Raw genomic sequence first — 20,092 nt, forward strand, 5'->3', positions numbered from 1 at the left:
GCTTGAACGATTTATTTGCGTGTCTGGGATTGAACCAAACACGCAATTAATTGACAAACTTTTCAAAGAACTCATTTTATTTACTGCCAGAGCCGCTTAGGCTAGGCTAATTTTTAACGAACTATTGAACTTAAACAGATGAATATGTGGAAAAACTTAAACTTTCTTATTTGCGTTATTATTTTTGTATTCTGTTGTAATGCATCATATTCCCAAAACTGCTGCAAATCTCAGGTAGATTATACTTATTGGGTTCTGCAGAAGGAATGGAGTAACGGATTTAAGGCTTTGCCTGACGTAAGTACAAATTTGGCTGAGTTCTATTCGCAGTATCATAAGAATAAAGCACAATGGGATGCCGTATTCTTATGGTTGGCTCAGACTGATTTGCAAACAATTTCTGCTGGAAAATATTCCATACCTAATACGGATTTATATGCCAATGTGGAGGATGGTGTAAATGAGCCTTTGGATAAACGTGGATCTGAATCGCATTATCATCATATTGATCTTCAGTACGTTGTTAAGGGAACAGAGCGCTTTGCATTGCTTCATCATGATACTTCATATCCTAATAAGGCATATGTGCCGGATATTATAGGTTACTCTTATGATGTGTCTAAGGCCATGTTTATAGATTCTACTCCTGAGCGCTTCTTTTTGTTTTTTCCATCTGATTGGCATATAGCTAAAATACAGACAGATAAAGAAGATCAAAAAATCAGAGTTGTAGTGGTCAAGTTGGATTATGTAAAATAACCCAAGTTCCGTTACTGCGCGGTTGACAGTTGTTAAGGAGAAATATCTGTATTGCCTTATATGTGAATTAAGTCCTTTGCTTTGAGCATCAAGCTGTTTTAAGTTGCGGATTTATATGATTTACGATGGTTTGCATAAAGTGTAAATACTGAATATGAGAAATACATATTTAAAATGTTACAGTTTTATATATTTAGCCATTTTGGTAAGTATAACGCGACTTTATGCCTATGAGGGGAATCATACAGAAATATCTGATGTTTATTTAGGGACATTTACTGAATATCCCTAACTAACTTACTGATGCTCTGTCAGTGTTGGTTGTTTCTAATTTCAGGAGTTTTGTTTTCGCAGATAGCAGCTGGGACTCATCCCTGTTTGCTTGTGGAATAATTTGGAAAACTGAGAGAGGTTAGGGATACCGATTTCTTCAGCTATCTCTTTGATATTCATGCCGGACGATAGCATGAGTGTCTGTGCCCGTTCTATTCGTTTGAATTGCAGATACTGGTTGGGTGTCATGCCATTCAGGTTTTTAAATATGCGTGTAAAGTGATCGGGTGTCATGCACATGATTTCTGAGAGTTCTGCCACGTGAATGTTTTTGCTTAGGTTATTATTGATGTAATTGAATACCTTAATCATTCGTTTGTATGGGTTCTTGGCATTGGCTATTGGTTGAGAGCTTGTGCCGATAAATTTGGAGAATAGTTGGAGTAGTATACCGTTGCTTTCGAGATCGCTTTTGAATTCCTGGTGGATGTTTTCACGATTGATGTTGAAGAGTTCAGGTCTGTTGTCGTATGCTTTGGGGTCGGGGTTGGTGATGTAACAGTTGGGATTTAGCTCCAAGAAACGTTTCATTAGGCATTCGTCTAGTGTTGTAGCTCGGACTTTATATAAAATGTCGGCGTATTCAAAAAGGTTTTTCCCTCCGATCAGCTGGTCAAGAAAGCAGATATAATAATGGCTCATGTATTCAATGCACTCGTATGTATGAAAAGTGAATTTGGGGATAATGAACATGTCTCCTTCGGAAAGCTCATACTTTTTTTGATTCATGTAGACGTTGGCCGTTCCTTTATCTATGAGGTACAGACGGGTGAAAGGACTGATAATATTTCGATAACACCACTCTTTGCCGACTTCGCAGTGGCCGGTATAAATCATGTGCAATGAAAGTGTATTTTGGTAATTGGCGTATTTCATAGTGAGTTAGCGCTTTTGATTGTCGGTTGTAAATATAGGCATATATTCATGATTTATGTCGGATTTTGCAAAGTTTTGGAATATTTTTTATTCTTCGCGCTGTTGTGTAACACTTATCTTTGTAAAAAAACAAATCGTTAACTTTTTAATTGAAATCTGACAATGAAACGCGTAGGAAGTATTATCGGTGTGGATATTGAAAAACTGGAGGAATATAAGAAGCTCCATTCTGCTGTATGGCCGCAAGTTCTGGAAATGATTCGTTTGTGTAATATACGCAATTATTCCATTTATTATAGAAACGGCATGCTTTATAGCTATTATGAGTATGTAGGGGAAGATTATGAAGCAGATATGGCCCGTATGGCTGCCGATCCGGTGACGCAGGAGTGGTGGAAACTTTGTGGTCCGTGTCAGCGCCCCTTGGAAGACAGGAAACCGGGTGAGTGGTGGGCCGAAATGGAAGAGGTATTCCATTGTGACTGAATTTTATTGTATCTTTCTAAATAACCGTTACGTATGAAAATGAGAAATATATGCTTGGCTATTTTGCTGTTGGCAGTGACACCGTCTTATGGTCAGGTGCGGAAAAAACTGATATTGCCTGAACCGTCCTTGCAGCCAAGTAAGGTACAGTTGGAACAGATAAACCGTAAATACGGTATGTTCATCCATTTTGGCATTAATACGTTCCACGATGAAGAATGGACGGATGGAAGTAAGCCGGCGTCTTCTTATGCTCCTACGGCTATCGATGCCGAGCAATGGGTGGAAGCTGCCAAAGCCGGGGGAATGAAGTATGTGATATTGGTGGCTAAGCATCATGACGGATTTTGTTTGTGGGACAGCAAATATACAGAATACGATGTGGCTAATTCTTCGAATAAGACAAATGTGGTCGAAGAGGTAGCAAAGGCCTGTAAGAAACACAATATAGCTTTAGGACTCTATTATTCTCTGTGGGGTCGGAAAACCAATGCGGATGTTGGAGATTTGCAATTGGACGGGGCGTATAATGAATATATGCTTAAACAGCTGGATGAGCTGATTGACATAACGAAGAAATATGTGCATATTGTAGAATTCTGGTTCGATGGAGGTTGGGTGAAAGAGAACTACCGCTGGCCGATTATGGATATTTACCAGACAATTAAATCAAGAGAACCTCATTGCCTTGTAGGGGTTAACTGGACTATCGGTTCTAAGGACAATCCGAATGCTCAGGCAATTACGCCAGACAAGCAACAGGCAGGCTTCCCCATTCGATATTTTCCAAGTGATTTCCGTCTGGGAGATCCGTATTTGCCGACAGACAATGACCCGAAACTGTTTTCGTACAATGGACATCTCTACTATATGCCGTGGGAGTCTACAGTTTGTATCAGTAGTCGATGGTTTTACCATACTCAGGATCATACTTATAAGAGTGTGGATGAATTGGCCAAACTGTATCGTCAATGCACCAAAAACAATAACATCCTCATTCTGAACTGCCCTCCAGGGCGTGATGGCAAGTTGAGGCAAAAGGATGTTGAGATATTGAAGGAGTTACGTAAGCGGGTGATGTGATTGCTTATAATATAAAAAAGAATAATTATGATAGATTTATTGACTAAACTGCAGACATGCGTGGAGATGGGGAAAATTAATCAAGCATCGCCTTATCCTCCTGCAATGAAAGGAATGCCTGGTGCTTTTGAATTAGCGAAAGAGGCACTTGATGCGGGTGTGACACCGCAGACAATTCTGGATGAGTCGTTGATTCCTGCCATGGCCAGAGTGGGGGAGAAATTTGCAGAAGGCAAGATTTTTGTTCCTCAGATGCTACTTTCTGCCAAGGCCATGAATGAGGCTATGAAACATTTGAAGACTTTTTTCCTTTGCGGAGACATCCAACGTAAGGGAGTGTTTATTGTAGGTACTGTTGCAGGTGATTTGCATGATATTGGGAAAAATCTGGTAGCCATGATGGTGGAAGGTGCCGGATGGGAGGTTATAGACCTGGGTACGGATGTGCCGGCAGAGAAATATATTTCGGCTTTGGATGCTCATCCTGGTGCTGTGTGTGGTATGTCGGCTCTGCTTACAACAACTATGAGCAACATGAAGCCGATGATTACGGCCATTCGTGCCAAACATCCTGAAACGAAAATTGTGGTAGGCGGTGCACCTCTTAACGCTCAGTTTGCTGCTGAAATAGGAGCCGATGCGTATGCCCGTGATCCGCAGGATAATATTAACTGGTTGAACTCTTTAGCTTCGTAAAAATGAATAAGTGGGTTGAAAAGATTGTAAACGGAAAAGAGCGGCAAGCCATGCTGATAATGACTCATCCGGGTATCGAAGCCACAGGACATACGATTCGTGAGGCTGTTACTGATGGCGAAATACATTATCAGGCCATTAAGAATGTGATGGACACTTATAGAACATCTGCCTGTACGGTTATCATGGATCTTACAGTAGAGGCTGAGGCTTTTGGGGCAGAAGTTCTGATGCCCGAACACGAAATACCCAATGTGACGGGGAGGTTGGTTTCCGATTTGGATAGCGTGATGCAGTTGGAACTCCCTTCGCTTGACTCAGCCCGTGTGCCGGAATATTTGAAAGCGAATCGGTTGGCTGTGCAGCATACGGGCAAGCCGGTCTTCTCGGGATGTATCGGTCCGTTTTCGCTGGCGGGACGCTTATATGACATGTCGGAAATTATGGTAGGCATCTATATTGATACGGAAGCCGTTTGTCTGTTACTGGACAAATGTACCCGTTTTATTATAGATTATTGTAAGGCCTTTAAGGCTTTGGGGGCTACAGGTGTTATTATTGCCGAACCTGCAGCCGGCTTGTTGTCGAATGATGATTGCCTGGAATATTCTACGAAGTATGTCCGTCAGATTGTGGAAGCTGTTCAGGATGATGATTTTGTGGTGATACTTCATAATTGTGGCAATACGGGGCAGTGCACGGATGCCATGTTGAAAACAGGTGCTTCCGCTTTACATTTCGGCAATGCAATAGATATGAAACGTGCATTGGAGGAGTGTCCTGATTCGGTTTTGGTGATGGGAAACCTGGATCCGGTCGGTTTGTTCAAACAGGCTTCGCCGGATCGGGTCTATCAGGAAACATATACTTTGTTAAAAGAGACTTCTTGCTATCGGAATCTTGTTATTTCTTCAGGGTGCGATATGCCTCCAGGAGTACCGGTAGAGAATATAGAGGCCTTTATCAAGGCATTGACCGATTATAATAGAGAAATGTGTCATGTTTAGAGAATATAGATTTCGTTTTGCCGATGTCTGTCCGGATGACAAAATGCTTGAAGCCGCTCTTCAGATAACGGACGAAGAGGCCTATCAGGATTTGCTTCCGGTGATCCGTGGTGTACTTGGACGTCTGCAGGAGAATCCGGGTATCGTAGGCGGTTATACTATTTGTCCTTGCGATGGGGTGGACGTAAAAAACGGACTGATCTATTGTGGCCAAACAAAGCTAGAGGCAGGCAAGAGAATCGCTTCTTATATGAAGGAAGCCTCCGCCTTGGCGGTTTTTGTATGTACCGCTGGATCGCTTTTTACAGATTTGGCAAACGAATATCTGAAACAGGGAGATTTGCCGGAAGCTTTTATTGCCGATGCAATAGGGTCGGTGACGGTTGAAAATGCAATGGACCGCATTCAGCAGGCTTTGGAGACGGAGATGAATCTTCAGGAGATGAAGATTAGTAACCGGTATAGTCCGGGCTATTGCGAATGGCATGTAAGCGGACAGCAGGCTTTATTTTCTTTGATAGACGATAATCATACAGGAGTAACGTTGACAGCATCGTGTCTGATGCAACCGATTAAGTCGGTTAGCGGAATAATAGGGATCGGTGTGGATATGCAGAAGCGCCCATACGGATGCAGTATTTGTCACAGCTCCACGTGTGTTTATCGTCGGATTAAGCATAAGTGATTTTGATTTTAGCCTATGAATGTAGATTTGTTATCTGGAATAGCTTTAATTGCAGTCGGAGCCTTTGCTTCAGGAAGCTTTTCTATGCCGTTCGAGAAGGTGAAAGGCTGGAAGTGGGAGAACCATTGGCTGGTATACAGTTTGTTTGCTTATGTTGTGGTTCCCCTGTTGTCTTGCTTGGTTTTCTGTCCAGACTTTCTGTCGGTGCTTTCTGTGTGTCCGCCGGGATTGCTCGGAAGGATTTTCCTGTTAGGAGTTCTGTATGGAATCTGTAATCTCACCTTTGGTCTGTCGCTGAAATATTTGGGGGTATCTTTAGGATTTATTATTTCGTTGGGACTGATGATGGTATTGGGTACGGTAATTCCTCCTGTACTTGATGGACGGATTATCGGTATGTTCAGCGGTGCTGGCGGGGTGATGCTGGTTTGGGGACTTTCAATAGGTATAATAGGCGTATTGGTAAGTGCTTATGCCGGTTATAAAAAGGATACTCAGTCCGGTAATGGGCAGGAGCCGACACTCAACTTTAGGAAAGGCATCCTGTTGGCTTTGTTTGTTGGTCTGACAGGAGCCTCGCAGGCTTTGGGCATTGAACAGGGTAATGGGATTTCGCGTATTCTTCTGGAGCGGGGAGTAGATGAGCTGTTTGTTATGCTTCCCACGGTAACCGTTTTGTTTGCCGGCTCTTTTCTGATTACTCTGATATGGTGCGTTTGGGTCGGTTATAAAAATGGCAGTCTGAAATTGTTTGCCAGTGCAGGTGCGGGAAAGCTGATACCGAACTATCTGTTTTGTGCCCTGTCTGGTTTTCTCTGGTTTCTCAATATGATTACGTATGGCATGGGGAAGAGTTTTATGGGAGAGTATTCCTTTACAGCATGGGGAATCCTGATGTCTCTGACCATTGTTTTTGCTACGATTTGGGGACTGTACCGGGGAGAGTGGAAACAGGTAGCACCTCGGGTGCGCGTATGGATGTATATCGGTCTGTCTATTTTGGTAACATCTTCTTTTATTATAGGAATGAGCAGTAATTAATGTGAAGCTGCACTTTAACTTGTTTGATGTCTTGTGAGGTATTCATTTAATATTGTTGATTTATTCTTTGAGGAATAACTATTGCTATTTCCTCTTATAAAATGTCTGCTATGAAAAAAATAATTCTGCTTTTTGTTTTTACGCTTGTTTTTGGTGGTCTATGTAGTCAGACTACTGATAACATTGGAAGTTATATGGAAACTCAGGCATTGCAATGGGAGCAATTGCCTATGCAATGGAACGAAGGTGCTTTCCTGGGTAATGGTAGGATCGGTATGATGGTATACGTCGATTCTGTAGACAATTCGCTGACTCTTTGGTTGGGGCGTCCGGATGTTACGGATCATCGGTTGGCTCCTGACCGTAAAAGTTCTTTGGGGATTAAGGGGGCTTCTGTCATGACAGATTATTGCCGAATGGATGTCGGCAAGATGAAGTTATATCCTGAAGCGAAAATACTTTCGGGTACGATGCGATTGGATATCTATGATGCAACTCTGACTGGTGTTTTGCATACCGAACAAGGTGATATCTCATTGACAGCTTTCACTCCCTATGATATGGAGGTGAATGTTGTAGATATCAAGACCTCTGTTCCGTATGTCTGGAAGCTTCATCCTGGCAGTCCCAGTTCGCCTCGTATACAGGTTTTTCCCCATCTTAAAAAAGAGATGGGTTATGAAGACAACCCGGCGCCACAACAGACTGCTGGCAGACACGAGGGCTGGAGTGTGCATCCGTTGCTCGCTGGTGGCGATTATGCAACTTATTGGAAGGAAGTTTCTACCAGTGGCGGATCGACTTTGTTCCTTTCGACGATGAATCAGGTTCCGCTGTCCGACCGTTCGCTTCCCCAAGCCAAACGTGAGGTGAAAAAGGCTATTAAGAAAGGAAAGGAGAAGTTGATGAAGGATATGCAAGCCTGGTGGCATGCTTATTATCGGACTGGAATGATAAACATCCCAGATAAACGAATGGAAAACTTTTATCATATTCAGTTGTATAAGTTGGCTACATGTTCTCATCCGGAAGGACCGGTTATGGATACATTCGGAACTTTCTATAAAACCAGCCAATGGCCGGGAATCTGGTGGAATCTGAATGTTCAGCTTACTTATATGGCAACCCATGCTACCAATCGGTTGCAGCAAGGTGTCAACTATCAGAAGTTATTGGATGAGTTGTTTGTTGATATTATGACTGCTTATGGTCCTGCACGATGTGGAGATTTTGCCTGGGCACTTCACACTTATTATTCCTACATGCGCTATGCCGGAGAAGATTGGAAGAAGATTAAAGATGGTTTTATGCCTAAGGTGAGTGAATTGTTCAAGCTTTATGTACCTCATTTGAAGGAGCAGAATGGAATTATTCATTTGCTGGATACAGAGTCTCCTGAATATGAGGGATTTAAAACGTATAATAACAGTAACTATAATTTGGCGGCGCTCCGATGGCTGTTGCAGACAATGATAGAGCTGAGCGACCGTACAGGAGAGAAACCGCAAGAATATGTCGAATGGAAGAATATTTTGGAAAAACTTCATCCCTGTCCGGTGGATGAAAATGGATATATGATAGCCAGTGATAAGCCTTTGGCAAAGTCGCACAGACATTACTCGCATCTGCTTTCGTTCTATCCGTTAAGACTACAGGACACGACACGTCCCAAAATTAACGCTCTATTGGAGAAATCTATTGATCATTGGATGACTATTGGTGATGGGAAAGGATTGGCTGGTTATTCTTATACGGGAGCGGCTTCGCTTTATGCATATCAGGGGAATGGTGAGAAAGCATATGCGCAGTTATATCATTATTTGAATAAGCCTATAGGAATCAGCCTTCTTCTGCCTAACACAATGTATGTAGAAAGTGGAGGTAAGAACCCTGTGATAGAAACTCCGCTTAGTGCAGCCACGGCTATTACAGAAATGCTTCTTCAGGGATGGGGAGAGACTTTAAGAATTTTCCCTGCCATACCTGCCGAATGGCAGGATTGCTCCTTTCATGATCTTAGGGCGGAAGGTGGATTTGTTGTATCAGCTTTGCGCAAAAAAGGACAAACAGAGTGGGTTCGTATTCACAGTGATGCAGGTCAGGAGTGTAGGATCTATCTTCCTGATTGGAAACAAGTGTATGTAATAGAAGGTTATCAGGCACGTATTTCGCCGGAAGGGGATGGATATTATACCATCAGTTTACCTCGGGGGAAAACTGTTACTTTGTCGGGAGAGCAATCTGTCAAGCTTCAGTTTGATTGTCTGTATTCGAAGAGTGGTGCAGGCAATTTCTATGGGGTGAAACTAGGAAAGGGACTTCCGAAGCAGATGGACTGGCCAGATAGTGCAAAAGCTGCTGGAAAACGGTGATTTATAATAGGTATATTCAAGCCTTAGCTTTTGGTTTACGCCGAGTGTGAAGCTGATATAATTTATATATGTGGAAATGAATATATGTATTGATGTGACAGAATTTACAATTATATTTAAAAAGTAGAATAAGAATATGACTTCAAGGGAACGTGTTTTAGTAGCAATAGCTCATAAAGAGCCCGATAGGGTTCCTGTAGATATGGGGGCAACTCCTAGTTCGGGTATATCGGCCATCGCTTACTCTAATTTACTTAAAGCGATAGGGCGGGATGACTTGCCGGTATGGATTTATGATGTGGTACAGCAGTTGGCTCAACCGGACATGGCTGTACTCGATCAGTTTGGTGTGGATGTTATAGACGTTGGCCGAGCTTTCAATACTCGTCCCGAGGATTGGCACGAAACGGTATTGGCCAATGGCGACAAGGCTTTTTATCCTCAAAGTTTTCATCCGGTGAAGCAAACAGATGGCTCTTATTCGTGTTACGATGACGATGGTGTGCGTGTATTGGCTCGGATGCCCAAAGGAGCGACTTTTTTCGATCAGACTTATTTCCCTTATGTAGACGGTTTCCCTACTGATTATTCTACGTTGGACAATGAGATGGGGAAGGTTTTGTGGTCGCGTTATGTACACAGTCCTTGGGATCATGCCTCCGATCCCGATTTTTGGAATGAGTTGCGCAAACGCACTCTTCATTTGCGCGAAACGACGGATAAGGCCTTAATGATTGTCTGTGGGTGTAATCTCTTTGAATGGGGTACATTCTTGCGGCGTATGGATAATTTCTTGATGGATTTACTTTGCGATCCGGATGAAGTTGCTCGAATGCTGGACCAGTTGTTGGAGCGTCATTTGGCTACATTGGAGAAAGTGTGTGCTTCGGTGGGTGACATTGTAGATATCATTCGCTTTGGCGACGATTTGGGTATGACGACTGGCCCGTTTATGGATGTGGATACTTACAAAACTCTGTTTAAGCCGCGGCATAAGCAGTTGTGCGATTATGTCAAGTCGCATAGTAACATGCATACTTTTATTCATTCTTGTGGTTCTATATCCAGTTTGATGCCGGATCTGATAGATGCCGGAATCGAGATTTTCAACCCTGTACAAACTAATTCTTTGAACATGGAGCCTGAATTCCTGAAACGGGAGTTCGGAAAGGATTGCACTTTCTGGGGCGGAGGAGTCGAAACAGTCGGTACGTTGAACAATGGTACTCCAGAGGAGGTTCGGAAACAGGTATTGGAACGTCTGGAGATTATGTCAAAAGGAGGTGGTTTTGTATTTAATACGGTACACAATATTTTGCCGGATGTTCCGCCTCAGAATGTGTTGGCTATGTTTGATGCAGTGAAGGAGTTTAATAAGTGCTAATCCTTTATGCTCGGACCTGTTGTGTAATATCCGCTGACCCTTTATTTTTTTTCCAGTTAGAGAAATTTTATTTCCTAACTGGGGAAAATAAAAAAAGAAGGTGTGTCTATCTGGCACACCCTTTTTTCGGACACAACTTTTGTGATTAGGGAAAATAGTTGATTGATAACGAGTTAGTAAATGACACAAGTACGGATTTATCCGTATAAACATTATTTCGCTAAGGAAACTACTCTTTTCATGTAGGTTTCTATGTAGGTTAATTAATACCAATTGATTCCTACTAATGCGAATTAATAATAAGTCATTAACTAACTCGTTATCAGTCTATGTACACGATTAACATCAGGGGTAAGCAGAACCCGAAAGACACCAAGATGGTCAAGCTGGAGATAATTTTCTTCAAGACCGGTTACGCCCGTGTGCCGAAGGTTATAAACATCACAGGGCTATTAAAAGACTGGGATGTCAAGTCTCAGAGTTTCCGTGTAGGGAGTGCGGAGGCCACTACCAAGAACAAACTGCTTTTCGATTTGCGAACCAAATATCTGCATGTCGCCGATACCTGGGAGATGGAAGGCAGGAACTGGTCGCCCGTCCAGCTATCACATTGCTTCGATGAAATCAAGGCGGCCAAACCCGAGGTCAAAGTAAAGAGTGTCCAGCAGATGATCGATTATCTTGAAGAGACATTCAAAAACAAGAAACGCATCAAGAACGGTCAGATTGTCGACAGCACGACCAATGCTAAACGGTATGTCTATCTCAAGCGTGAACTGCAGGCGTTTACAAAGGAAAAATATGAAAAAGCCTTTTCCTCTTATTTCTTTACGGATATTACAGAAGAGTTTCTTCTTGACTTTGCGTTTTGGCTTAAAGAAAGAGGTATCAGAAATGGCAACAAGGCCGGACTTACACACAAACTAAGGTTGCTCCGTGCCGTATGCAGGCAGGCAGAAAAGAAAGAGATGTACGGGGTGAATATGGATAACTTCCTCTGTCTCGGTGATGATATTAATTGGCCGGAAACCACTTCAAGAGCAGTTCCGGAAACAGTCATAGCTAAAATCGCAAATGTTGACCGTACCTTGTTTACGAAAAAAGAGCAGTTGCATCTTGATTTGTTCCTGTTCAGCTACTATACCGGAGGTATGGCGAATGTCGATGTATGTAACCTGACATGGGATTTGGTCCAGGAAGACCGCATCGTCTATGAACGTATCAAGTTTCCCAAAACAGCCAAACCGGAATTACTCAGTAAAGCAAAAGCCATCATGAATAAATACCGTGGGCAAAGTTATGGAAATTATGTATTTCCTGTTTTTACTCATAAACACACGACCACTTCCAAGAAGACTACACGTGTCAAGCAAATTTCCACACGCCTTTCACAAACCTTGACGAAAGCATGCAAGATGTTGCGCATTAAAGAAAACATCACATGGTATTCCGCCCGTGGCTCTTTCATATCGAAGATGGTAGATGCCGGTAATAATCCGTATGTGGTTGCAGAGATGGCTGGTAACAGCCCATTGACCATCTATAAGCATTACTACAAGAATACAAAGCGGGAAGAAATCAAGCGGCAGATGGAAGAAATGTTCTGACCAGACATATCCATAAAGTTGTAAACACCTTGACAATTTCTCTGATGGATAAATCATACGGTATAATGGCTGTTAAAAGTCATTGATTACCAATGTGATATTTATTATATTGACAGAATCGCTCTTATTCTTGATTATTTTCACTACCTTTGTAGTCAATAACTTAAATAATATTTATATGAAAGAGTTGGTTTCAAAGATACAGGAAGTATATGCTACATTCTCCACGGATGCGGCACTTCAGATTGAAAAAGGCAACAAGGCCGCAGGTACCCGTGCCCGCAAGACTTCGTTGGAATTGGAAAAACTGATGAAAGAGTTTCGTAAGGTTTCCTTGGAAGAATCCAAGAAATAGCCTTTACACGTCCGGTCGTTATCACATAATGCCGGTTCTTCTGCAGATGCGGCATAAAAACCATATTGGCAGAACGACATAATAAAATACGGAAAGCGTTAGCTTTTGTCATGCACCGAAATCTGGAAAATTTAGTTATATCTCAAAATTTCACATCATAATATCTTGTAAATTAATAGTTTATATTGTGATGTGTTTTTATCAAGAAACAAATTAGGAACAGAAACACGAATTATCTTATTTTCTTGTTTTTTTGTTTGCACTACCTTTCTTTCTCTTCACTTGTTCGTACTTTGAGTATTTTTCCAAGTCTTTTCACACGATTTTCATCCTCTCGCCAAGAGTGATTGTTGCAGTCATCTATGGATGAATAACTACAGCCAAAAGAAAAAAGGACAAATCTCTGTTTCTTTCAAGGAACATTGTTTTTTGCAAAGGTAACCATTTCCCTCAAAACACCTATACAGGCAGTCCAATATATCTGCCTATATTTAGTTTACTTTAGTTTAGCATATATATAAGCTAATAGACTAAACTAAACCTTTACCGAAGTTCTCCCCCTTACTTTTATATTCACAGTCAAAAGAGAAGATAATCGCACCGATATTTTCTTTTTTCGCTGCATCCCAATTTTACGGAAGTTCCTTTTATCGTAACTTCTGCCATAGGCATTCTATCCTCGCATCCCAACTTTCGGTCTGCCTGATGAGAATTGTGTCGCAAAGGTACTTGTCATGTCTTTCTTGTATTCAAGGTCACAGCCTGACGGTTCCCGACAAAATCTCCACGCTCCGCTTTGCAGAGGTCGTATTTGGTCGTGAAACCCTGCATAAAGAGCCATAACACCTTTTGAGGCGACATAATTTTCAATCAAGCCCGAAAGTAGCTGAAATGCTAAAAGAGGGAAAATAAAAAACTTAAAACTTAGGATTATGGCAAACTATGCAACAAACATTTTCTACGCAAGGACGGAAAACAAAGCAGACCTCGACAAGATAGAGGCATTCTTGGATGACACTTTCGACGGCTTTGTCAATAGACACAGCGATAGCGTGGATGCGGAGTTTACCTCTCGTTGGGTTTATCCGGAAGAAGAAATCGACAGACTGATAGCTTCGTTGGAAGCCAAAGACAAAACTTATATCAAAATTCTGTCCTACGAATTTACAGACGAATACGTGAGCTTCAGAATCTTCTCACAGGGGAAATGGGATATCAAGTTGTAACCGTAAAATGACATGACTTATGTACGAATACGAAGAAAATAGCGAAATTATAGGTGCGCACTGCACCTTGCTTACCCCCTATAAAGGCTACTCTGAGGGAACAGTTGTCGGCGACTTCGGCAATAAAATAGTGGTGCGTCTTAGTAGTGGCAAAGAGGTGGTCGAGTATCGTGATGAAGTGATTATTTACGATTAAATACAAGAGCGATGCAGCAGATAGCAATGAAATTCGTCCAATGGGACGTACCCGAATTAGAGAAGCTGAAAGACAGCAGGGTTTACCAGTTACGGGAACAACTTGATAACGGAGACAAGTTGAGCCGTGAAGACAAGAACTGGATTACCCGAAACGTGAAAGAGTGCATCCATTTCAAAAGAGGTATCGCATTGATGGGCTACTTCTTTGATTTCTCCGATGTTCTCAAACGATATTTCGTAAAACAGCACGGACATATCGCCGAGTATTACGCCATTGACAAAACAGCGTTGCGCTCTGTCCTGTATGGTCGAATAGAAGACATAGTAGAAGTAGAATTAAAATCAAAGAAACATGAAAGCAACGATTGAGCATAGCTTTTGTCCTTATTGTGACGAGGTAACAGAACTCTACTTCCGTATCATCAACACGATTCTTTTCTCAACCGATGAAGCGGAACTGCGTACCGGCATGGAACGCCTACAAGAAAAAACACGCCTTGATGATTATTTCGTCTTCGGCTATGGCAAGCATCACCTATGGGTTTGCCAAAGACGTCCCAGTAATCAAAAAAAGATTTTCGAGCATCGGGTAATCATGGCAGAATTTTGATGATACAGGCAGGCAGGAACGGGATAATCTTCCATTCCTGCCACGCCGCATTCCCTTTTTTACATCTATCTCTCTCTTTTGGCTGCGCCATATCCTTTTGTAAAAAACAGCCATTCGTGAAAAGCTCCGTCCGCTTTTCCGAAAAGCAGGGTTCTTTCCTTTTTCCCTTTTGTCCCCTTTTCTTTCTGCCGGACGGGAACATGGCAGTACCCCGATACCCCGTTCCGCCTTTTGTCGCCACTTCGTTGATATTCCCTTCTGCGGTACCGCAACCTGTTGTCAGTTCAGTGTTCTGTTTGTAGCCACCTCAATTCAGTCCGACCGAATTACACGAAAATACCTGCCGATTCTGCGGACTTACAGCCGAAACGCGCACCATTGTGCCGGTGGACGGATTGCACTTTCACTTCCCCTGCAACTACGGTTTTCCGCTCATTTTCAGAATAGTTTTCCGCCGAAGTCATCATCATTTTCCGATGCAAAGATAGTATGCAGACGGGAACGACTTTGGAAGTCTTGACCAATGGCGCAGCCGTACAATCTTCCTTTATCGAGCCTTCCGGTTTTGCCTACGGACAAAAATAAAGAGTATTGATGCGTCCGGCCTTGGTGCATCCCCTTAACTGCACCTACTTTTTGAGGCAGCGTAAAATTGATTTAATAACTTCTAAAAACAATTCATTATGAAAAAGATTGAAAACAATTTCGTAGTAACCGGTTTCGTAGGAAAGGATGCAGAAATCCGTCAGTTCACCAACGCAAGTGTAGCACGTTTCCCTCTGGCAGTAAGCCGATTGGAGAATAATGGCGAGGAATCCAAACGCGTTTCCGCCTTTATGAATTTTGAGGCGTGGCGTAAAAACGAGAACACCGGGTCGTTCGACCAACTGACCAAGGGTACGATGCTGACCGTCGAGGGGTATTTCAAGCCCGAAGAATGGTAAGTATTCGATAAACTCCCTCGTATATTGGGTAACGTATGTTCATAATGTCGTTTATTCATTTTATCGTTCTATGATTTATTGTTACATCAATTCAACCCAAAGATGTGCGGGTTCTATAGTAATTGATATTATCCCTACTAATGGAGCGGATAAAAGGAAGTTTTTCCCCTTTGCCCCTTATTTTCCTGTGACAAATGTGATAAAGCGATATTTTTATCCCTACTTTCCCGCCATAATTGGTATAAAAGGGTATTCTTTCCCTTATTTTCCCTATTTATCGGGGATAATGAAGATAAAAACGGCACTTTATTCCCTATTTTCCCGTCTTGATTGGCATAAAACGGTAGTTTTCCCGTGTTTAGGCGAGATTTACGAAGGTATCAGGAGTCTTTCTTGGGAGATTCCGGTGACGTAACGGATAATATCTTGCCCTTGGATAACAGATTGTCAGGTAACAATTCGGCCAGATCCATCGAGTAGTCATCGTCATAATCATGTATATGTTCAAGGAAGTAGATCAGCCACGTGCGGAAGTCAGCCCCGGCAGCCTTGCAGCAGCCGAAGAACGAGTAGAGCACCGCCGCATCTTCAGCGGCATCATTATTGCCACAGAACAGGTAATTACGTCTGCCGCACGCGACAGGCCGCACTTTATTTTCTATCTCGTTATTATCCGGTCTGTAACGACCGTCCAGATGGTACCTGGAGAGTTTGTCGAACCTTCCGTATGTATATTTTATGGCTTTTCCGATCGGACTGTCTTTCATTACTTTGGGATATTCATTGACCAGCCATTTCTCGAAGCGCACAAGTATGGGATATGCAAGACGTGCCCTAAGTTCAGCCCTCTGTTCGTAAGTCAGGCGTTCATCGTCAGCCTTACGCTCCACGTCATAAAGCAACTGTATCTGTGCGAGCGCATAGTCGGCACGCTGCATGTCATTCTTTCTTGCCTCCCAAAAATGTCTGCGTGCATGGGCCCAACAGCCAAGAAGGATAATACCTTTCTTGGCGTCCAGCATCTCGTACCTTTCGTATCCGTCCGTCTGTATGGCTCCCCGGAACTTGCCGAAGAGTTTCAGCACCACCTTTCCACTTCGGGAACCCTTGTCATAGTAAAAGAACTGACGTCCGGTCATGACACTGCGCACAAGCCAGATATAACCTTTGACCGTCTTGTGTCTCTCGTCATTCATCACGGGGATTGTCGTTTCATCCGACTGTATGTAGTCAGTCTGCATCACCAGCTCCCATAATCGGAAGTAAAGGGGCCTTAGCAAATCCGCCACATCCTTGAACCAGTCGTTGACCGTTGACGCGGGGAGATGTACCCCCACACGTTTGAACTGTTCCAGTTGCCTGTGGAACGGTATGTGATCCACATATTTCCCTATCATCATGTCTGCCAGCAATGAGGCAGAGGCATAGCTCTTTGCTATTGGCATGACGGGAAGCGGGCCGGTCTTGAACTCGTTTGTACCCTTCCGTTTGGCTGTATGGCGCACTATCCTGCGGATATAGAACTTCTCGGGCTCGTGCATAAGGATCTCGGTCACTTCCTCTCCGGGAAGGAGCGTCCACTCTTCCGGATTATACCCTTCGGGATATATATGGACCACCTCACGCTCAAGATTCTCCGGAAGGGATTTTCTCGCAGGATGCTGCTTCCCCGCTTTTTTACGGGCGATGATCGCTTCTCTGGTAGCCTTCAACTCCTTTTCTGCTTCTTCTGCGGCTTCAGCCTCCTGGGGAAGCATGTCAAAGCCTTCAAAATCCAGCCAGCGGTCCTGGGCGTCAGGCTTTATGAACTTTTCCGCCTTCTTACCGTACAACTGCCGTTCAAGATAGGATACACGTTGCTCCAGACTGTTGATTTTTGCTTCCTTTTGGGCGATTATGGCATCCTTGTCAGACAATAAAGCCTCATACACCTCTTTGTCCGCAGCTTTAAGGGGCTGCGTGGACACCATCTCCTTCAACCGGCTGTTTTCTCTATACAGACAGTCGCATTTGTGCATGAGATCCTTTATCAGTAATTCCTTATCGGTTGGCATAATCGTTTAAATATGATGCTAAGATACTAAAAAACAGCCGGAATACGGCATTGTATATGTTATAATTTGTTACAACTACAACCCATGGAAACCACTCCTTTTATAACGCCTGACCTTGCTGCCGTCCATTCCTTGAACCATCATCACAAGGTCATTCCAGAAGGTTTCAATCGCTTTAATCCGACCTTCCTCCGTATTTATGACCGGCAGATGGAAGTGCCCATGTTCCAGCCTCATATGGTATATCACCAGACCACCATATTCCATATGGAGGATTTTCATACAGGTACAATTCGCATTGATAAAAATGAAAGCGTCACCGTCCCGTACATTCTTTCCCATCTGGTTGGTCACGATGCCGCTAAGCGTATAAAAACTCTTACGCATGTCTGTCGGATACGGGTAAAGATAATATCTGTTGGATTCATTCAAAGAAAACATAGGCTAACGGTTTGAATTCAAAAATATCAGGGTTTGCAATACCTCCGGTGACAAAGGGCTGTTCAAGCGGACTGTGACGCCATTGGGATAGGAGATCTCACATAGCGGCTGGGGAATTGGCGACGGGCTGACCGGAGGGGCAGACAGCAGGGATTTCTCCTTATGGGGAAGACTGACCTGGCCCTTACTGTTTACCTTTACCGGGATAAAGCCGCCTTTGCGCAACAGCTTGGAACGCCACTCGTAGAAACGTTTGGGACGAATACATTCATTCGAACAAAAATCCATAACTGACAGTCCGCTCGACTTGAAACGGGAATAAATAGATTCAAAATCTTCCATGGTCCATTGATGTGACATAACAATTGAGCTTTTTTACTTTGATTACAAAAGTAATATCACATTTTTAGAATGAAAGGGGGAGTTTATCGAATGCTTACGAAGAATGGAGCGACCAAAGCGGTGTGAAACACAACCGTATCGTGATGGTCGCCGTCAAGTTCTATCCGCCCGTCGAGAAGGAGGAAACTCCTGAAAAGCCGGCCAAACCAGCGAAAAAAGGCAAGAAATAATCCTTGCCTTATCACGACAAAAGCGGCCTTCGGGTCGCTTTTGTTTTACTCATTACGGTGTTGTTGCACCATCTGTACTTTTATACTCTACTTGTTCTCTTTTACCGCATTCAGAAATGCTTTGGCAGGTTTGAATGCAGGGATATTGTGAGCGGGAATTTTAATTGTCGTATTCTTCGAAATGTTCCGGGCCGTCTTTTCAGCTCTCCGTTTGATGATAAAGCTACCGAACCCGCGCAAGAACACCTCGTTTCCCGCAACCATCGACTCTTTTACATTTTCCATGAATGATTCTATCACAGTCATCACCACCGTTTTCTCTATTCCGCTCTGCCGTGAGATCTGAGCGACAATTTCCGCTTTTGTCATATTGTTCTTGATTTTTATGAATACGGTGCAAAATTAACAAATATCTGCCAGTTACAACAATCCGGAGTTATTTGTCATCCCGAAAACTGCTTTTGCTGAATCCTCCGAACACGCCCCTCAAAAGCCTGCCCACTACCAAGAACACCAGCAATAAAATTATAATATCTCCCATAGGTCTTGTTTTTATATAGTTATATCCAACTTAAAGATACGAAAAAACGATGAATTACGCAAGCAATCTATTGATTTTCAATATCCATATTGATTTATAAGTTCTATTTCCGGATGCCCGGCACTCGTCCCGGTGTTCGGTTAAGCTGAACCTTGTATTTATTGAGAATGCTGTACACGGTGCTTTTACTTTGGACACCGCTTTCTTTCCAAATATCACGGATTGAATACCCATTGTTATACATATCCACGATTTTTTTGTCCCGTTCAGTTTTACTCATACTTTTTTTGGAAATCGGAATACTGATACTCTGCTGCAGGCGTATAATTTTATCCGACGACTTCCGCAAAACAGCCACTTCCTCCGGTAATGCCCCGAACATGGCCAATACTTCCGCCGGTGTCGTGTCCGGAAACAATTTGTTGTCGGTGTCAATTTTATCGTGAATGGAGATAATACGCACGACCTTGATGCGGCATAGCTCAATCAATGCCGATAGTTCCCGTAAACCACGAACGGCATTGCTGAATTTTGACATCACCAATTCGTCTCCTCTTTCAAGATTCGACATCAGTTGTTTCCATCTCGGCCTAAGCGTCTCGTGTCCGACCGATTCTTCAACCACCTGTACACACCCATATTGGCGCATCCATTCCTTATCCGCATCAAACGCATCGTAGGAATTAGCCTCGAATATATAACCGACTTTTGCCATATCAATATACAATATTCATGATAACAAGTGCAAATATACAAGTTTTATTCGAGTATATGAATCATACTATATTAAAAAACGAAAATCGTACATTTCCACGTGTTTTA

At 42.9% G+C, this 20,092-nt stretch carries 21 protein-coding genes and 2 pseudogenes; 17 read left to right on the forward strand and 6 right to left on the reverse strand.

The genetic code is table 11. From position 1 onward, the window contains the following. Positions 1–138 precede the first annotated feature (138 nt). A complete protein-coding gene (locus BQ5591_RS04095; RefSeq protein WP_083380882.1) occupies positions 139–759 on the forward strand; it encodes a NanQ anomerase/TabA/YiaL family protein in 621 nt (206 codons plus the stop codon). A 333-nt stretch (positions 760–1,092) separates the two neighbouring features. Here the strand turns inward: BQ5591_RS04095 and BQ5591_RS04100 are convergent, their stop codons facing one another. Continuing rightward, on the reverse strand, positions 1,093–1,968 hold the full coding sequence (locus BQ5591_RS04100; RefSeq protein ID WP_071148604.1) for an AraC family transcriptional regulator: 876 nt from the start codon (positions 1,966–1,968) through the stop codon (positions 1,093–1,095). A gap of 162 nt (positions 1,969–2,130) precedes the next feature. Here BQ5591_RS04100 and BQ5591_RS04105 point away from each other — a divergent pair, with 162 nt between their 5' ends. The 15 genes and pseudogenes from BQ5591_RS04105 to BQ5591_RS04180 all read left to right on the forward strand — a co-directional run. Continuing rightward, entirely contained in the window at positions 2,131–2,454 is a 324-nt protein-coding gene (locus tag BQ5591_RS04105) for an L-rhamnose mutarotase (protein ID WP_071148605.1), read from the forward strand. A 33-nt stretch (positions 2,455–2,487) separates the two neighbouring features. Continuing rightward, positions 2,488–3,537: an alpha-L-fucosidase gene (locus tag BQ5591_RS04110; protein ID WP_071148606.1), complete on the forward strand. Its 1,050-nt coding sequence runs from the start codon at positions 2,488–2,490 to the stop codon at positions 3,535–3,537. Positions 3,538–3,564: 27 nt separating this feature from the next. Further along, a complete protein-coding gene (locus BQ5591_RS04115; protein WP_071148607.1) occupies positions 3,565–4,233 on the forward strand; it encodes a cobalamin B12-binding domain-containing protein in 669 nt (222 codons plus the stop codon). A gap of 2 nt (positions 4,234–4,235) precedes the next feature. Then, positions 4,236–5,240 carry a uroporphyrinogen decarboxylase family protein gene (locus tag BQ5591_RS04120; RefSeq protein WP_071148608.1) on the forward strand — a complete coding sequence of 335 codons (1,005 nt, stop codon included), beginning with the start codon at positions 4,236–4,238 and terminating at the stop codon, positions 5,238–5,240. Next, positions 5,233–5,925 (forward strand): vitamin B12 dependent-methionine synthase activation domain-containing protein, encoded by a 693-nt coding sequence (locus BQ5591_RS04125; RefSeq protein WP_071148609.1) that lies wholly within the window; start codon positions 5,233–5,235, stop codon positions 5,923–5,925. Before BQ5591_RS04120 ends, BQ5591_RS04125 begins: the two co-directional genes overlap by 8 nt. Before the next feature lie 15 nt (positions 5,926–5,940). Then, on the forward strand, positions 5,941–6,966 hold the full coding sequence (locus tag BQ5591_RS04130; RefSeq protein ID WP_071148610.1) for an L-rhamnose/proton symporter RhaT: 1,026 nt from the start codon (positions 5,941–5,943) through the stop codon (positions 6,964–6,966). Positions 6,967–7,076: 110 nt separating this feature from the next. Further along, on the forward strand, positions 7,077–9,338 hold the full coding sequence (locus BQ5591_RS04135; RefSeq protein WP_159434431.1) for a glycosyl hydrolase family 95 catalytic domain-containing protein: 2,262 nt from the start codon (positions 7,077–7,079) through the stop codon (positions 9,336–9,338). Positions 9,339–9,474: 136 nt separating this feature from the next. Continuing rightward, positions 9,475–10,722: a uroporphyrinogen decarboxylase family protein gene (locus tag BQ5591_RS04140; RefSeq protein ID WP_071148612.1), complete on the forward strand. Its 1,248-nt coding sequence runs from the start codon at positions 9,475–9,477 to the stop codon at positions 10,720–10,722. A 329-nt stretch (positions 10,723–11,051) separates the two neighbouring features. Then, on the forward strand, positions 11,052–12,329 hold the full coding sequence (locus BQ5591_RS04145) for a phage integrase SAM-like domain-containing protein (protein ID WP_004293508.1): 1,278 nt from the start codon (positions 11,052–11,054) through the stop codon (positions 12,327–12,329). A 178-nt stretch (positions 12,330–12,507) separates the two neighbouring features. Beyond that, positions 12,508–12,684 (forward strand): histone H1, encoded by a 177-nt coding sequence (locus tag BQ5591_RS04150; RefSeq protein WP_004293509.1) that lies wholly within the window; start codon positions 12,508–12,510, stop codon positions 12,682–12,684. 932 nt (positions 12,685–13,616) lie between these two features. Next, on the forward strand, positions 13,617–13,910 hold the full coding sequence (locus tag BQ5591_RS04155; protein WP_005680037.1) for a hypothetical protein: 294 nt from the start codon (positions 13,617–13,619) through the stop codon (positions 13,908–13,910). A 19-nt stretch (positions 13,911–13,929) separates the two neighbouring features. Then, the gene (locus BQ5591_RS04160) at positions 13,930–14,106 is read left to right on the forward strand and encodes a hypothetical protein (protein WP_005680036.1); all 177 of its coding nucleotides are present in this window, start codon (positions 13,930–13,932) and stop codon (positions 14,104–14,106) included. 11 nt (positions 14,107–14,117) lie between these two features. Then, entirely contained in the window at positions 14,118–14,477 is a 360-nt protein-coding gene (locus tag BQ5591_RS04165) for a hypothetical protein (RefSeq protein ID WP_005680034.1), read from the forward strand. After that, complete coding sequence (locus BQ5591_RS04170) at positions 14,461–14,718, forward strand: hypothetical protein (RefSeq protein WP_005680032.1); 258 nt, start codon at positions 14,461–14,463, stop codon at positions 14,716–14,718. The genes BQ5591_RS04165 and BQ5591_RS04170 overlap by 17 nt, the downstream gene beginning before the upstream one ends. 683 nt (positions 14,719–15,401) lie before the next feature. Next, positions 15,402–15,659: pseudogene (locus BQ5591_RS04180) on the forward strand (single-stranded DNA-binding protein); the annotation flags it as partial. A gap of 383 nt (positions 15,660–16,042) precedes the next feature. On the opposite strand, the gene BQ5591_RS04185 reads toward BQ5591_RS04180, so the two are convergent. The 3 genes from BQ5591_RS04185 to tnpA all read right to left on the reverse strand — a co-directional run bounded on the left by BQ5591_RS04185 (position 16,043) and on the right by tnpA (position 18,517). After that, positions 16,043–17,716 carry an IS66-like element ISBf10 family transposase gene (locus BQ5591_RS04185; protein WP_004312011.1) on the reverse strand — a complete coding sequence of 558 codons (1,674 nt, stop codon included), beginning with the start codon at positions 17,714–17,716 and terminating at the stop codon, positions 16,043–16,045. 75 nt (positions 17,717–17,791) lie between these two features. Continuing rightward, on the reverse strand, positions 17,792–18,157 hold the full coding sequence (tnpB, locus tag BQ5591_RS04190; protein ID WP_004312010.1) for an IS66 family insertion sequence element accessory protein TnpB: 366 nt from the start codon (positions 18,155–18,157) through the stop codon (positions 17,792–17,794). A 3-nt stretch (positions 18,158–18,160) separates the two neighbouring features. Beyond that, positions 18,161–18,517 carry an IS66 family insertion sequence element accessory protein TnpA gene (tnpA, locus tag BQ5591_RS04195; protein WP_004319780.1) on the reverse strand — a complete coding sequence of 119 codons (357 nt, stop codon included), beginning with the start codon at positions 18,515–18,517 and terminating at the stop codon, positions 18,161–18,163. Positions 18,518–18,597: 80 nt separating this feature from the next. On the opposite strand from tnpA, the pseudogene BQ5591_RS22145 reads away from it, so the two are divergent. After that, a pseudogene (locus BQ5591_RS22145) lies at positions 18,598–18,729 on the forward strand (single-stranded DNA-binding protein); the annotation flags it as partial. An 87-nt stretch (positions 18,730–18,816) separates the two neighbouring features. On the opposite strand, the gene BQ5591_RS04200 reads toward BQ5591_RS22145, so the two are convergent. Beyond that, positions 18,817–19,110, reverse strand: coding sequence for an HU family DNA-binding protein (locus BQ5591_RS04200; protein WP_255204174.1), 294 nt, complete (start codon positions 19,108–19,110; stop codon positions 18,817–18,819). A 263-nt stretch (positions 19,111–19,373) separates the two neighbouring features. After that, on the reverse strand, positions 19,374–19,985 hold the full coding sequence (locus BQ5591_RS04205) for a recombinase family protein (protein WP_005680028.1): 612 nt from the start codon (positions 19,983–19,985) through the stop codon (positions 19,374–19,376). Between the last annotated feature and the right edge of the window lie 107 nt (positions 19,986–20,092).

Source organism: Bacteroides ndongoniae, assembly GCF_900108345.1.
Taxonomy (GTDB): Bacteria; Bacteroidota; Bacteroidia; order Bacteroidales; family Bacteroidaceae; genus Bacteroides; species Bacteroides ndongoniae.

What these genes read in the sequence shown, in the direction of transcription:
- BQ5591_RS04095 (WP_083380882.1), top strand. Translation starts at nt 139, where the DNA reads ATGAATATGTGGAAAAACTTAAACTTTCTTATTTGCGTTATTATTTTT.
- BQ5591_RS04100 (WP_071148604.1), bottom strand. Translation starts at nt 1,968, where the DNA reads ATGAAATACGCCAATTACCAAAATACACTTTCATTGCACATGATTTAT.
- BQ5591_RS04105 (WP_071148605.1), top strand. Translation starts at nt 2,131, where the DNA reads ATGAAACGCGTAGGAAGTATTATCGGTGTGGATATTGAAAAACTGGAG.
- BQ5591_RS04110 (WP_071148606.1), top strand. Translation starts at nt 2,488, where the DNA reads ATGAAAATGAGAAATATATGCTTGGCTATTTTGCTGTTGGCAGTGACA.
- BQ5591_RS04115 (WP_071148607.1), top strand. Translation starts at nt 3,565, where the DNA reads ATGATAGATTTATTGACTAAACTGCAGACATGCGTGGAGATGGGGAAA.
- BQ5591_RS04120 (WP_071148608.1), top strand. Translation starts at nt 4,236, where the DNA reads ATGAATAAGTGGGTTGAAAAGATTGTAAACGGAAAAGAGCGGCAAGCC.
- BQ5591_RS04125 (WP_071148609.1), top strand. Translation starts at nt 5,233, where the DNA reads ATGTTTAGAGAATATAGATTTCGTTTTGCCGATGTCTGTCCGGATGAC.
- BQ5591_RS04130 (WP_071148610.1), top strand. Translation starts at nt 5,941, where the DNA reads ATGAATGTAGATTTGTTATCTGGAATAGCTTTAATTGCAGTCGGAGCC.
- BQ5591_RS04135 (WP_159434431.1), top strand. Translation starts at nt 7,077, where the DNA reads ATGAAAAAAATAATTCTGCTTTTTGTTTTTACGCTTGTTTTTGGTGGT.
- BQ5591_RS04140 (WP_071148612.1), top strand. Translation starts at nt 9,475, where the DNA reads ATGACTTCAAGGGAACGTGTTTTAGTAGCAATAGCTCATAAAGAGCCC.
- BQ5591_RS04145 (WP_004293508.1), top strand. Translation starts at nt 11,052, where the DNA reads ATGTACACGATTAACATCAGGGGTAAGCAGAACCCGAAAGACACCAAG.
- BQ5591_RS04150 (WP_004293509.1), top strand. Translation starts at nt 12,508, where the DNA reads ATGAAAGAGTTGGTTTCAAAGATACAGGAAGTATATGCTACATTCTCC.
- BQ5591_RS04155 (WP_005680037.1), top strand. Translation starts at nt 13,617, where the DNA reads ATGGCAAACTATGCAACAAACATTTTCTACGCAAGGACGGAAAACAAA.
- BQ5591_RS04160 (WP_005680036.1), top strand. Translation starts at nt 13,930, where the DNA reads ATGTACGAATACGAAGAAAATAGCGAAATTATAGGTGCGCACTGCACC.
- BQ5591_RS04165 (WP_005680034.1), top strand. Translation starts at nt 14,118, where the DNA reads ATGCAGCAGATAGCAATGAAATTCGTCCAATGGGACGTACCCGAATTA.
- BQ5591_RS04170 (WP_005680032.1), top strand. Translation starts at nt 14,461, where the DNA reads ATGAAAGCAACGATTGAGCATAGCTTTTGTCCTTATTGTGACGAGGTA.
- BQ5591_RS04185 (WP_004312011.1), bottom strand. Translation starts at nt 17,716, where the DNA reads ATGCCAACCGATAAGGAATTACTGATAAAGGATCTCATGCACAAATGC.
- tnpB (WP_004312010.1), bottom strand. Translation starts at nt 18,157, where the DNA reads ATGTTTTCTTTGAATGAATCCAACAGATATTATCTTTACCCGTATCCG.
- tnpA (WP_004319780.1), bottom strand. Translation starts at nt 18,517, where the DNA reads ATGTCACATCAATGGACCATGGAAGATTTTGAATCTATTTATTCCCGT.
- BQ5591_RS04205 (WP_005680028.1), bottom strand. Translation starts at nt 19,985, where the DNA reads ATGGCAAAAGTCGGTTATATATTCGAGGCTAATTCCTACGATGCGTTT.